We start from the raw sequence: 11,816 nt of genomic DNA, 5'->3' as shown, positions 1-11,816 counted from the left end.
AGGACCCTGGGATTGGACGGACGCGGCCTCCCGTCGCGCCCGCCATCCGACAAAACACCCTGGGAGGAAATGACAGTGGAAATCCAAGCCAGGAAGCCAAGCGTCAAAGGGCCGGCGCAGATGTTCACCGGCGACGTCTGGTTTGACGTCCTCGCGGCCCCGCAGCCCGAACCGTCCCGCATGCGCGTCAACGCGGTGCACTTTGCCCCGTGCGCCCGCACGGCCTGGCACTCGCACGCCGTCGGACAGACCCTGCACGTCACCGAAGGTGTCGGCCTGGTCCAGGCCCGCGGCGGCGAAGTGACCGAAATCCGCCCCGGCGACACGATCTACACGCCGCCGGGCGAATGGCACTGGCACGGGGCCGCGCCGGACCATTTCATGACCCACCTCGCGATGTGGGAAGCGCCAGCAGAGGGCGCGGAGTCCGAGTGGGGTGACCTCGTGACCGACGAGGAATACAACGGCGCCAAGTAGCACGACCGCCAGGCAGTTAGCACGGCTGCGCTAAAACATCCGGCGCTGCCGGTGCGGGGCCAGCCCGGGGGACTGGCCCCGCACCGGCATGCCGGGCACAGCGTGGGCTATTGCCCCGGGGCCCGGTACGACGGCGTCTTCTTGGCTGCCGCGTCGAGATCCTCTGCTGACATGAGCGGTTTCATGTGCAGGTTCACGGCGCCGGTGGAATTGATCATCAGTGACAGGGCGACGGCGTCGGCCTGGTCGGGGATATCGAAGACTCCGACAACGTCGGTCTCCCCGAAAGCGTAGTAGAAGCTTTCCAGTGAGCCGTCCACCGATTTGAGGGCTTCGACAACGGCATCACGCCGTTTGGTGCCGCCCTCACGCATGAGTCCCTTGATTCCGTCGCCGACGTAGTTCGCTTCGAACAGATATTTGCTCATCGTTTTTCCTATCCTGTGTTCGCCCAGGACATCGGCATCCGAACGTGTGCCCGCTCCCAACGATGGAAGGTCCGAGGCTGGCCCCAGAGTGGGGGTCTGCCCACATGCTAGGCCTTCCACTTCACCCTTACAACGGTCCATTTGCGGCCACAACCGGGCTCCGGGCGGTCCGGGACTACCGCCGGCCGGAGGACAGGAACATAATCGGCGTATCAACCCGTACGGACAATGGAGGCGATCGACGTGTCTGTTTATACGCTCGGAATCTGGCTGGTGCATCCCGGCCGCGAGAACGATTTTGTGCAGGCCTGGCGGGATCTGGCCAGGAAGACGAAGGAAGACTTTCCCAACGCCAAAGCCGTGCTGATGCACGATCGCGACGTCAAGAACAGGTTCATCAGCACCGGCCCGTGGGAGTCCCTGGAACAGATTGAGCAGTGGCGGGATTCTGCCCTGTTCAAGCAGGGCCTCGAGGCAATGAAGGACATGCTGGAGCATTTCGAGGCGCGCACCCTGGACGAGGCCGCGAGCATCGGGTGGGATGCGACCGATATGTGAATTTACCGGGAACCGGCTCGCCGCCGGCTGCGCGGCGCGCGTTCCCGCCGGCTAAGCGGCGTGCAGCGCCTCGAGTACGGCGGCCAACAGGACATCGTTCCGGCCCCAGACGGGATCGAAGATTTCCACGTACCAGGCATCCGCCAGGACCAGGGCCAAGGTCTCGTTGGTCTCGGCTGCCCAGTCCCTGAGCTGGTCCTCCCCAACGGGCCCCTCGCTGCTGCCGAGCAAGGTCGCGACGTCGTCGTCCTGTACGGTCACCGGGATGGAGACGCTGCTCGCCTCACCGGGGTCGTGGACGACCGTCACCAGGCCGGTCCGTGCGGACAGGGCCAGGAGTGCCGTCGCCGCCTCCGGGCCGCAGAAGGCCGTCACGTAGGCGCGCTGCGCGAGGCCCCCGGCCTGAACGCCCGGCTGCGATTCCTTGGTGAAGAGCCCGTTGCGGTTCAGCCGGGCGAGCTCTCCGGCGATGGCCGCGGTCTCCTCGTCGAACCCGGGCGCGAAGACTCCCGGCTGGTATTGGCTGTTGCCCTCCAGCCAACGGGCGGTCAGTTCGCCTGCCGCCGGGATGGTGGAGGCCTGCCGCCAGACTTCGCGGTCCGCGAGAAGCCGGCCGAAGCTGTCCCGTTCCGTCGTGAACCTGGCCTCTGACATTTAGGCCTCCTGTGCTGTGGGGTGCGGGGTGGACTGCGCCGTGAGATGTGGGGTGGGGTGCGCCTGCGGGGCGTGGTGCTGCAGGAGGACGGACAACCGTTCGCAGCTGATCCGCAGCGCCTCCAGTTCACGCCGGCTGTAGTCCTCGATGATCGCACGGATCCGCTCGGTGAGGTGCTCGTCGTCGACCTCGAACTCGTGGTTCAGCGTGACCACGGAGAGCCCGTCCGCCGGCCGGATCTCCCAGTCGCCGCCGAGCTCCCGGAACGGGGGCTCGAGGTCCAGCTGGTGGAACTGGGCGCGGTGGCTGGCGGTGTCAAAGACGCGCCAGCAGTGGCTTGAACTGAGTGAGCCGTTGGACACCACGGACGTGCGCAGCTCGTGGCCGGCGTCGTCGCCGCTGACGCGCTCCGAGTACACCGTCAGGCCCTCGAGGTAGGGCCAGTGTGAGGCGTCGCGCAGCATGCTGAAGACAAGGTCCGCCGGGGCGTTGATGCCGAGCCGGTGCGTGGTCCGGTGCGTTTGCTGGTGCGTGCTCACTGACAAGTTCACCCCTCCTGTGTCGTGCTGTCACCTTGCAGGTCTTCTATGCAGGCTAGGCCAGTTGCGGCCTGCCGTGAACAATTCCGTCCCGTCGCGTCACGCAGGGCAATCTTCGGTAACACAGGGCGTCCGCAGGCAGCGTCCGCGGACGCCGGATGAACGGGTATTACCGCCTGTATCCCTTGGTTTCACCCGGTTTCACGGCGCTTTGACCGGCTCTCCCGGGCCCCGGATAGTTGCTGGCACCAGCACCATTTCAGTCCACTCTCAAGGGGAGAACATGTCCAGTCTTTCGTTTAAATCAGGCGCCGCGGTCGCGTTGGCGGCCACCACTGTCCTGGGTCTGGCGGCCTGCTCCGATCCCGGCGCCGCTGCTGCCGGCGGCCCGTCGGCGGCGCCGTCGTCGTCCACCGGGGTGAAGCAGTTCAACCTCTCGCCGCAGCAGGACCGCGTCAAGGCCACGGTGGATGCCGCGGCCGCCGCGCTCGTCCCGGAAGCCGTTAAGAAGGACGGGAAGCTGACCGTGGCGGTGAGCCCGTTTGCGGCGCCGCTGGCCGTTTACGCCACCGACAACAAGACCCCGGTGGGCAACGAGGTGGATATCGCCGTCGCTCTGGCCGAGTCCCTGGGCCTGGAGGCAGACATTGTCCCGACGGCCTGGGCCGACTGGCCGCTCGGCGTCGACTCCGGCAAGTACGAGGCTGTGCTGTCCAACGTCACCGTCACGGAGGAGCGCAAGCTCAAGTTCGACTTCGCCAGCTACCGTGAAGACAAGCTCGGCTTCTATGCCAAGGCGGACAGCAGCGTCACCAAGGTCGAATCGGCCCCGGACGTCGCCGGCAAGCGCGTGATCGTCGGTTCCGGCACCAACCAGGAGGCAATCCTGCTGCGCTGGGATGAGGAGAACAAGAAAAACGGCCTCAAGCCCGTGGAGTTCCAGTATTACGACGACGACTCCGCCTCCCAGCTCGCCATCCAGTCCGGACGGGCGGACCTCACGTTCGGCCCCAACGCCACGGCGGCCTACAAGGCGGCCTCCGACGCCAAGACTAAGCTCGTCGGCCTGGTCGACGGCGGCTGGCCGCTGAAGGCCAGCATCGCCGTCACCACCAAGAAGGACAACGGGTTTGCCGCAGCGGCCCAGGCCGGACTGAACCACCTGATCCAGGACGGAAGCTACGCCAAGATCCTGGACCGCTGGGGGTTGTCCGCGGAAGCCGTCGCGAAGTCGGAGCTGAACCCGGCGGGCCTGCCGAAGAAGTAGCCCGCCCTATATCCAACGCGGGGTCACGCCGCGCCCATCCCGGAGAGGATTATGGGCGCGATGTGACCACGCGTTGGTTGAATGAACGGTACCGAAAGCCAACGAATCCCCGCCGGGAACGTCTCCGGCGGGGATTCGTTGTGGCTGACTGGTGACCAGCGGAGATCGTCTAGGCCTGTGCCGTGACGGAACTTGAATCGATGCCGACCTCGACGCTGGCACCTGTGCGGGCCGGGGTGGCCAGGCCGAGGTTCTCCCGCAGCGTGCTGCCCGCGTACTCCGTGGGGTACACGCCGCGCTCCTGCAGTTCCGGCACGAGGTGGTTGACGATGTCGTCGAGGCCGGACGGGATCAGCCACGGCGAGATGTTGAAGCCGTCGACGGCGCCGGTCCGGGCATACTCGCTGAGCCGGTCCGCGACCTCGGTGTACGAGCCGGTGAAGGTGGAGTCGCCCCGGCTGGTCTTGGCCGAGACGAATTGGCGGATGGACAGGCCCTTCTCCGTGGCCTCGGCCCGCCACTGGTCGGCCAGCTGGCGTGCCTTGGCGCCGTGGAAGCCGCTGCCGCGCGTTTCGGAGGTTTCTTCCACCACGGGGTCGATGTCCGGCAGCGGGCCGTCGGGATCGTAGCCCTGCAGCTCCCGGCCCCAGAACTGTTCGAGGTACGCGATGGCCTGCTGCGGGCCGATCTGCAGACTGCGGACCCAGGCCTTCTTCTCGAGGGCCTCCCGCGGCGTGGCGGCGAGGATGAACTCGCTGGCGGGCATGATCTTCACGTCTTGGGCGCCGCGGCCGGCCCGGAGGGTGCGCTCCACGATGTCGCGGCGGAACTCCAGGGCGTCATCGAGCTGCGGGTGCGCGGAAAAGATGACGTCCACCTGCCGGGCGGCGAAGTCCCTGCCCTCGGGCGAATCCCCGGCCTGGAACAGCACCGGCCGGTACTGGGCGCTGCGCGGCAGCCGCGGGGTGACGTCGACGGTGTAGTGCCGGCCGGTGTGGCGCACCCGCCGGACCGAGCCCTCCGCCGACCACCGCTCGGCGGAGGCTGAGCCCGCGACGGCGCCGTCGTCCCACGCGTCCCAGATCCGCTTGGCGGTTTCCACGAAGGCCTCGGCGTGGGTGTACCGGTCGGCGTGGTCCAGATAACCGCCGCGCCGGAAGTTGGCGCCGGTCCAGGCGTTGTCCGTGGTGACGATGTTCCAGGCGGCGCGGCCACCGGACAGCAGGTCCAGCGTGGAGAGCCGGTGCGCCAGGTCTGCGGGGTCGTTGTACGTGGTGTTCTGGGTTGCGACGAGCCCGATCTTGGTGGTCACCGCGGCCAAGGCGGCGAGGGCAGTCTGCGCGTCGGGACGGCCGGCGACGTCGAGCGCGTGCGGACGGCCAAGATGCTCGCGCAGCCGCAGGCCTTCGCCGAGGAAGAACGCCGCGAACAGGCCGCGCTCGGCGGTTTGGGCGATGCGCCGGAACGATTCGAAGTCGGTCTGGGAGCCGGATTCGGCCGCCTTCCAGACGGTTCCGGAGTTGACGCCCTGGAAGAACACGCCCAGCTGGATCTGACCCGAGGGGATGAACCCGGACGCGGTGAATTCAGCGGCGGGGTGGGTGCTGTGGCTCATGGTGGGCTCCTTAGTTTTCCGCGCCGGGGGCGCTGGATGCGGCGGCGTAGCGGCTGGCTGGCCGTGCCAGCCCCAGCTGATCGCGGAATGTGGCGTCCGGGCTGGTGGGGGCGAGGACCCCGCGCCGGCGCAGTTCGGGCAGCACCAGCCGCGTCAGTTCCTCAAGATCCGTGTCCAGCACGGCGGGGTGCAGGCGGACCCCTTCGGCCCAGGCCAGCACCTCGGTGAGCAGATCGGTAAGCCCGGCCGCCGAGCCGATGAACTGTGCGCGCGGGCTCTGCCACGGGGTGTGGCCGTTCAGTACGGCCAGCCGCTCAGCGGCGGGCTGGCCGCGGGAGTCCAGCACGACGTCGAGCTCGGCGATCAGCGCAGGCCCGTTGCCGCCGGCGGCGAGTCCTGCGCGCGTCGCCGCGAGCTCGGCGGCCAGGAGCCCGGGCGTCGGGGCCGAGACCAGGAGCGCGTCGGCTGCCCCGGCCGCGACGGCCTCCGCGGTGAGGAGCCCGGCCGGGGCCAGTACGGGCAGCTGGCCCTGGGGCGGCCGCGGAATGATCGACGGACCCTTGACGGAATAGCTGCCGTTTTCGACGTCGATGTAATGCAGCTTGTCGACGTCGAGGTAGCGCCCGGTGGGGACGTCGCGGATCACGGCGTTGTCCTCCCAGGAGTCCCAGAGCCTGCGGCTGACCTCGATCGAATCGGCGGCCTCGCGGGAGAGCCGGTCCCCGCGCACGGTGTCGCGTCCGACGGCGGCGGCATCGGCCGCGCTTGATGAAGCGGCTACCAGCCAGCCGGTCCGTCCGCCGGACACGTAGTCGAGGCTGGCGAGCTGGGTGGAGATGTGGAACGGCTCGGTGTAGGCGGTGTCCACTTCCGGAATCAGGGCGAGGGAGCGGGTCACGGGGCCGGCGAACGCGGCGCGCTGCAGGGCGTTGAGCCGGGCCGCGGCGTCCGGGTGCCCGGGGGCCGGCAGGCCGGGGTCGGAAAACGTCGCCGCGTGGAACCCGGCGGACTCGGCGGCGAGCACGGCGCCGCGGAGGTGTTCCGGGCCCAGCACGGCTGCCGGGGCCGTGCGGGAAACCCGCCACGCGGCCGGGTGGCTGCCGGCACCTTCGAGCTCCAGCAGGAGGAGGCCGTGTTCGCGGGGCCCGTCCTGGGCGGGATGGCTGCTCATGATGCGTCCTGTCGTTCGTAGGGGATCTGTTCGCCGGCCTCGATGGGCACCGGCAGGCGGTTCTCCGCCGGCGGCAGCGGGCACGTGGCGAGGTCCGTGTAGGCGCACGGCAGGTTCACCGCCCGGTTGAAGTCGAGCCAGACCGTGCCGTCGGGGCCCGGAGCCGCCACGGTGAGCGAGCGGTTGGCCGCGTAGGTGCTCTTGCCCGAGGTCGCGTCCGTGAAAAGCACGGACAGCGTGCCCGGAGCGTGGCCGTTGAAGGCGGTGAGGCTCAGGTCCTTGCCGCGGAGCCGGAAGCGGATTTCCCCCGGGGCTTCGTAGACGTGGTGGATTCCTTCGACCGCCGCGCCCACCGTGGTGGGCCGCGGTTCGGCGAACGGCACAAATATTCCTGAAATGGCATATTCGATGCTGGGGGCGTAGGCGGGGGTGCCGCGGTAGCCGGTGAGCAGCGGGTTCAGGGGATGCCGCGGCCGCACGACATAGCGGCCGCCGCGCTTGGCGAGCTCGATCACGGTATGGCCGGCGCCGGCATCCTCCACCCGCAGATTCAGGCCATCGCGCTCGGGGATAGGGCCGAGGAGCACGGTAGCTCCGGTTCCGTCCGCGTTCAGATCCTGCCCGTCGCGAAGGACGCGTTCGCCTGCCCCCAAAGCCAGGCGGACGACGTCGTCCTCGACGCTCCAGGTGCCCGGCGCACCGTCCAGCCGGGCGGGTGAGCACTCGAGCCAGTGCAGGTGGGTGACGGCGAGGAAGCCGTGGGGGCTGGCGCGGTGGCGTTCGTGCGCGGCATGCCAGTCCGCCCAGGCGGCTTCGAATTCCAGGTCGGGGTGGCGGTCGGGACGAAGGTCAGGACGGCCGTCGGTGTCAGTGGGCGTGGACATGGAAACTCCCGTGGTGGTTGTGGTCGGCTGTGACGCGGGCGGCGGCGTCGGTCTCAGTAGTGCCGGCGAATGCCGGCCGGCCGGCGTACGGGTCGCCGTCGCCCCAGAGCGTGGTGGGCGCGGCGGCGCGGACGGCCGGAATGACTTCCAGGGCGAAGCGCTCCAGAATTTCCAGCTGCTGGGCGAAGGGCAGCGTGGTGGGCAGCGAGATGGACTGCAGGTCGTGTCCGTAGAGCGCGTGGTAGCTGAGGATCTTGTCGATCACCCGCTCCGGGCTGCCCACCAGAGCCGGACCGTCGGCGACGGCGTGGTCGATGTCCCGGTAGGGGGAGTTGTTGCCGGGAACGTTCCGGCCGGTCGTGAGGGCCTCGTAGACCGGGCCGAACTGCCGCTTGGCCTCCTGCGTGGTGTCCGCGATGAACACCCCGCCCGCGCCCGATCCGGAGCCCAGGTACTGGTGCCGGGGATCGTGGCCGTGCCGTGCGTATTCCTCGCGGTAGTGGTCAATGAGCACCTTGTAGTTTTCCCGCGGCTGGATCGCGTTGGCCGTGAACAGCGGATCGCCCCACTGCGCGGCGAGTGCCGCCGAGGCCAGGCTGGTGGCGGAGCCGTGCCAGACCCGCGGCGCCCCGGCGAACGGCCGCGGCGTCGTGGTGGTGGGCTCCGTCAGCGCGGCCCGGAACCTCCCGGACCACGTGACGTTTTCCTCGGTCCAAAGCCGGCGGAGCAGGGCATATTTCTCCGCGAGGAGCTCCCACTGGTCCGCCAGGTCCAGGCCGAACAACGGGTACTGCAGCACCTCATTGCCCTTGCCGATCACCAGTTCCAGCCGGCCGCGGCTGAGCTGGTCGATCGTGGCGTAGTCTTCTGCGACCCGCACCGGGTCCAGGACGGACAGCACCGTCACACCGCTCTGCAGCCGGATCCTGGTGGTCACGGCGGCGATGGCGGCGAGCACGGTGGTGGGGGAGGAGGAGATGAACTCACCCGCGTGGCGTTCCCCGACGGAGAAGCTGTCGTAGCCGAGCTCCTCCGCCCGGCGCGCGGTCTCCACCACCTGGTTGAGCCGGTCCGCGGTGGAGACGATCTCCCCGGTGACCGGGTTCTTCAGGTGCGGGATGATGTCGAGGACCTGGAACCTCACTGTGTTTTCCCTGTCTGGGTTTTCCCTGTCTGTGCTTTCCCTGAAGGGGCTGTCCCGAAGTTGGCCTCAGTGACGGTCGTGGACTCGGGAAGGGCTTCCTCGGAGAGTCCCCAGCGGTCCAGGACCTTGGCGTAGGAGCCGTCCTTGATGGCGGAGTTCAGGGCGTCCGTGATGGCCGGGGCCAGTCCGTTGCCCTTGAGCGTGGTGGCCGCGACCAGGGTCTCGGACGGCCAGCCGGCGTTGACCTTGCCCACCACCTTGAGGTCGCCGCGGGTGTTTTCCCGGTACGTGACGGACGGGTAGGGCGCGAGGTTCAGGTCGGTGCGGCCGGAGGACAGCGCCAGGATGGTGTCGGCGTCGGAGGAGTAGTACTGCAGCACCGCGGGCGCCTTGCCCTTGGCCTCGAGCTCCTTGTTCCAGGCGATCAGGATCTTCTCCTGGTTGGTGCCCGAGCCCACCGAGATCTTCAGCCCGGAGATGTCGTCGGAGCCCTTGATGTTGTAACCGGAGCTCTTCTTCGCCTCGAAGCCCATGTACGCGGCGCGGTAGCTGGAGAAGTCGAAGAGCTTCACGCGGGCGGCATTGATGCCCACATTGGAGAACACGGCCTCGAAGTCACCGGACTGGGTCTTCAACGGCCAGTTCTCCCAGGAGGTCACCTGGACGTCCAGGTCCAGGCCCAGCTTGTCTGCGACCAGCTGGGCCAGGTCCACCTCCACGCCGATCGGGGTCTTGTCGTCCGTGGCGTGGAAGGACAGCGGAATCGCGCCCGCCGTCGTCGCGACGGTCAGCTTGCCGTCCTTGCCGATCAGCGCCGGGACCTTCGCGGCCAGGGCGGCGTCCTTCTCCGCCCGGATCCGCTGCTGGTCCGGCGAGGTGTTGTAGACGACGCCGTTGCGCGCCGCCGTCGTCGCCGGCTGCCCGCCGGAAGCCGCGGAGGCGCCGGGATCCGCGCAGCCACTCAGGGCCAGGGTGCCGGACAGGGTGCCGATGAGGACGACGGCGGGAAGCGCCGCACGCGTCCGCCGGGGACCAGTACTCGCGCGGGCGGTGTGGGGGGCGGAGCTGATTGCCATGGGGTTCCTTAGATGTTGAAAGCGGGTTCGATGACTTTGGAGAAGAAGCTCCGGGTGCGAACTTCGCGCGGGTTGGTGAAAATTTCCTGGGGGGTGCCTTGCTCGACGATCTGGCCCTGGTCCATGAACACCACCGTGTCGGCGACGTCGCGGGCGAAGCCCATCTCATGCGTGACGATGATCAGCGTGGTGCCGGACTTGGCCAGCCCGCGGATGACGTCCAGGACCTCGTTGACCAGTTCCGGGTCCAGGGCCGACGTGGGCTCGTCGAAGAGCAGGATCTTCGGGTCCAGGGCAAGCGCCCGGGCGATCGCGACGCGCTGCTGCTGGCCGCCGGACAGCTGGCGCGGGTAGGCGCCGGCACGGTCCTTCAGGCCCACGCGGTCCAGCAGTTCCAGACCGCGGTCGCGGGCCTCGGCCTTGGAGAGCCGGGGTTTTCCGGCCCGCGGCGCGACGATCGGTGCCTCGGTGACGTTTTCCAGCGCGGTCAGGTGCGGGAAGAGGTTGAAGTTCTGGAACACCATGCCGATCTCGGTGCGCTGCTTCAGGATTTCCTTTTCGCGCAACTCGTGGAGCCTGCGCCCGCGGACCGCGTAGCCCACCAGCGTGCCGTCGATCGCGATGAACCCGGCGTCGACCTTTTCGAGGTGGTTGATGGTGCGCAGGAGGGTGGATTTGCCGGATCCGGACGGTCCGACGATCACGGCGACACCCCCGGGCTCGACCGTCAGCGTGATGCCCTTGAGGACTTCCGCGGCGCCGAAGGACTTGCGGACCTTCGTGATCTCGACGAGGCCGCGGGTGGTTACGGCGTCCGTGGCAGCGGCCGCGGACGGGGTCTGGGTGGTCGTACGGAGTGCGGTGCTCATCGGGTGCCCCTTTCCTGCTTCGATTCCCGGGCGGCGGGCGTATGGATGGCGAGGAATTTGCGGGCCTTCTGCAGCGGCGTCAGGGGCAGCGTACGGACCGCGCCCTTGGAGTAGTGCCGCTCGATGTAGTACTGGAAGACGCTCAGGACCGAGGTGATGACGACGTACCAGAGCGTGGCCACGAGCAGCAGCGGCAGGACCTGCTGGGTGCGGTTGTAAATGACCTGGACGGTGTAGAACAGCTCGGAATAGGCCAGGACGTAAACGATTGAGGTGCCCTTGACCAGGCCGATCACCTCGTTGAAGGCGGTGGGCAGGATGGCCCGCATGGCCTGGGGCAGGACGATCCTGGTGGAACGCCGCCAGGCCGGAATGCCCAGGGCGGTTGCGGCCTCGAGCTGGCCCTGGTCCACGGACAGGATGCCGCCGCGGATGATCTCGGCGGAGTAGGCGGCCTGGTTCAGGGTCAGGCCGAGGACTGCCGCGGCGAACTGGCTGATCAGGGTGGTGGTCTGCGCCTCAAAGAAGCGCACGTCCGTGAAGGGGAGCCCCAGGCTGATTTTCTCGTAGAGGTAGCCCAGGTTGTACCAGAGCAGCATCTGCACCAGCAGCGGCGTGGAGCGGAAAATCCAGGAGAAGGTCCAGGAGACGGAGACCAGCAGGGGTGACGCCGAGAGCCGCATCAGCGCCAGGATGAACCCCAGGATGAAGCCTAGCGCCCCGGAGATCGCCGTCAGCTTCAGGGTCTCCAGCAGGCCGTTCACGATCGACTGCGCGGTAAACCACTGCGCCACCACGCCCCACTCCCAGCGCGGGTTGGTGGCCAGCGACCAGGCAATGCCGGCCACGCCCACGGCGACGACGGCGGTGCCCACCCAGCGCCACGGGTGGCGGGCCGGGACCAGCCGGTAGTCGGCGTAGTCGGTGGCGGCCTTGCGGCCCACCGAACCGGAGCCGACCGTTCCGGCCGGTGCGGTCTCGCCGGCGGGTACGGGTCCTGCGGCCCGGACCTCCGGGGTCTCAGGTGCGGATTCGATGCCGGCGGACGCCGGCTCCGGGGCGGACTGTGCCACCGGGGTTGCTGTTGAACTCATGCGCCACCTCGCTTCTTCCAGTTGCTGTGGGGGTAGTTG

13 protein-coding genes are annotated in these 11,816 nt (G+C 68.5%); 3 read left to right on the top strand and 10 right to left on the bottom strand.

The genetic code is table 11. The features are described 5' to 3' along the window. Window positions 1-69: 69 nt before the first annotated feature. Window positions 70-477 (top strand): (R)-mandelonitrile lyase, encoded by a 408-nt coding sequence (locus tag AC1D1W_RS01165; RefSeq protein WP_216699110.1) that lies wholly within the window; start codon window positions 70-72, stop codon window positions 475-477. A gap of 107 nt (window positions 478-584) precedes the next feature. On the opposite strand, the gene AC1D1W_RS01160 is transcribed toward AC1D1W_RS01165, so the two are convergent. Beyond that, a complete protein-coding gene (locus AC1D1W_RS01160; protein ID WP_028275942.1) occupies window positions 585-905 on the bottom strand; it encodes a GYD domain-containing protein in 321 nt (106 codons plus the stop codon). A 228-nt stretch (window positions 906-1,133) separates the two neighbouring features. Here AC1D1W_RS01160 and AC1D1W_RS01155 point away from each other — a divergent pair, with 228 nt between their 5' ends. After that, on the top strand, window positions 1,134-1,463 hold the full coding sequence (locus AC1D1W_RS01155) for an antibiotic biosynthesis monooxygenase family protein (protein ID WP_028275943.1): 330 nt from the start codon (window positions 1,134-1,136) through the stop codon (window positions 1,461-1,463). Between the two features lie 51 nt (window positions 1,464-1,514). Here the strand turns inward: AC1D1W_RS01155 and AC1D1W_RS01150 are convergent, their stop codons facing one another. Together AC1D1W_RS01150 and AC1D1W_RS01145 are read right to left on the bottom strand one after the other, a co-directional pair. Then, window positions 1,515-2,117, bottom strand: a complete 603-nt coding sequence (locus tag AC1D1W_RS01150; RefSeq protein ID WP_028275944.1) for a DUF6919 domain-containing protein — start codon at window positions 2,115-2,117, stop codon at window positions 1,515-1,517. Further along, window positions 2,118-2,657: an SRPBCC family protein gene (locus tag AC1D1W_RS01145; RefSeq protein WP_459383568.1), complete on the bottom strand. Its 540-nt coding sequence runs from the start codon at window positions 2,655-2,657 to the stop codon at window positions 2,118-2,120. It abuts the gene before it with no gap. Window positions 2,658-2,940: 283 nt separating this feature from the next. Here AC1D1W_RS01145 and AC1D1W_RS01140 point away from each other — a divergent pair, with 283 nt between their 5' ends. Continuing rightward, window positions 2,941-3,924: an ABC transporter substrate-binding protein gene (locus AC1D1W_RS01140; RefSeq protein ID WP_028275946.1), complete on the top strand. Its 984-nt coding sequence runs from the start codon at window positions 2,941-2,943 to the stop codon at window positions 3,922-3,924. Window positions 3,925-4,093: 169 nt separating this feature from the next. Here the strand turns inward: AC1D1W_RS01140 and AC1D1W_RS01135 are convergent, their stop codons facing one another. Genes AC1D1W_RS01135 through AC1D1W_RS01105 form a run of 7 tightly spaced genes read right to left on the bottom strand, consistent with a single transcriptional unit; the run spans window position 4,094 to window position 11,777 of the window. Next, window positions 4,094-5,539 carry an NtaA/DmoA family FMN-dependent monooxygenase gene (locus AC1D1W_RS01135; protein WP_476942723.1) on the bottom strand — a complete coding sequence of 482 codons (1,446 nt, stop codon included), beginning with the start codon at window positions 5,537-5,539 and terminating at the stop codon, window positions 4,094-4,096. Window positions 5,540-5,549: 10 nt separating this feature from the next. Further along, complete coding sequence (locus tag AC1D1W_RS01130) at window positions 5,550-6,710, bottom strand: LLM class flavin-dependent oxidoreductase (protein WP_476942722.1); 1,161 nt, start codon at window positions 6,708-6,710, stop codon at window positions 5,550-5,552. After that, the gene (locus AC1D1W_RS01125; protein WP_476942721.1) at window positions 6,707-7,594 is read right to left on the bottom strand and encodes a DUF1684 domain-containing protein; all 888 of its coding nucleotides are present in this window, start codon (window positions 7,592-7,594) and stop codon (window positions 6,707-6,709) included. Before AC1D1W_RS01125 ends, AC1D1W_RS01130 begins: the two co-directional genes overlap by 4 nt. Next, complete coding sequence (locus tag AC1D1W_RS01120) at window positions 7,578-8,738, bottom strand: LLM class flavin-dependent oxidoreductase (RefSeq protein WP_476942720.1); 1,161 nt, start codon at window positions 8,736-8,738, stop codon at window positions 7,578-7,580. Before AC1D1W_RS01120 ends, AC1D1W_RS01125 begins: the two co-directional genes overlap by 17 nt. Beyond that, on the bottom strand, window positions 8,735-9,814 hold the full coding sequence (locus tag AC1D1W_RS01115) for an ABC transporter substrate-binding protein (protein ID WP_476942719.1): 1,080 nt from the start codon (window positions 9,812-9,814) through the stop codon (window positions 8,735-8,737). The genes AC1D1W_RS01120 and AC1D1W_RS01115 overlap by 4 nt, the downstream gene beginning before the upstream one ends. 8 nt (window positions 9,815-9,822) lie before the next feature. Beyond that, window positions 9,823-10,683 carry an amino acid ABC transporter ATP-binding protein gene (locus AC1D1W_RS01110; protein ID WP_028275949.1) on the bottom strand — a complete coding sequence of 287 codons (861 nt, stop codon included), beginning with the start codon at window positions 10,681-10,683 and terminating at the stop codon, window positions 9,823-9,825. Next, window positions 10,680-11,777 (bottom strand): amino acid ABC transporter permease, encoded by a 1,098-nt coding sequence (locus tag AC1D1W_RS01105; protein WP_476942718.1) that lies wholly within the window; start codon window positions 11,775-11,777, stop codon window positions 10,680-10,682. Before AC1D1W_RS01105 ends, AC1D1W_RS01110 begins: the two co-directional genes overlap by 4 nt. Between the last annotated feature and the right edge of the window lie 39 nt (window positions 11,778-11,816).

The organism is Arthrobacter sp. P1_B4, assembly GCF_056406555.1.
Note: the sequence above shows the minus strand (reverse complement) of the source record. Positions and strands in the feature narration are given on the sequence as shown.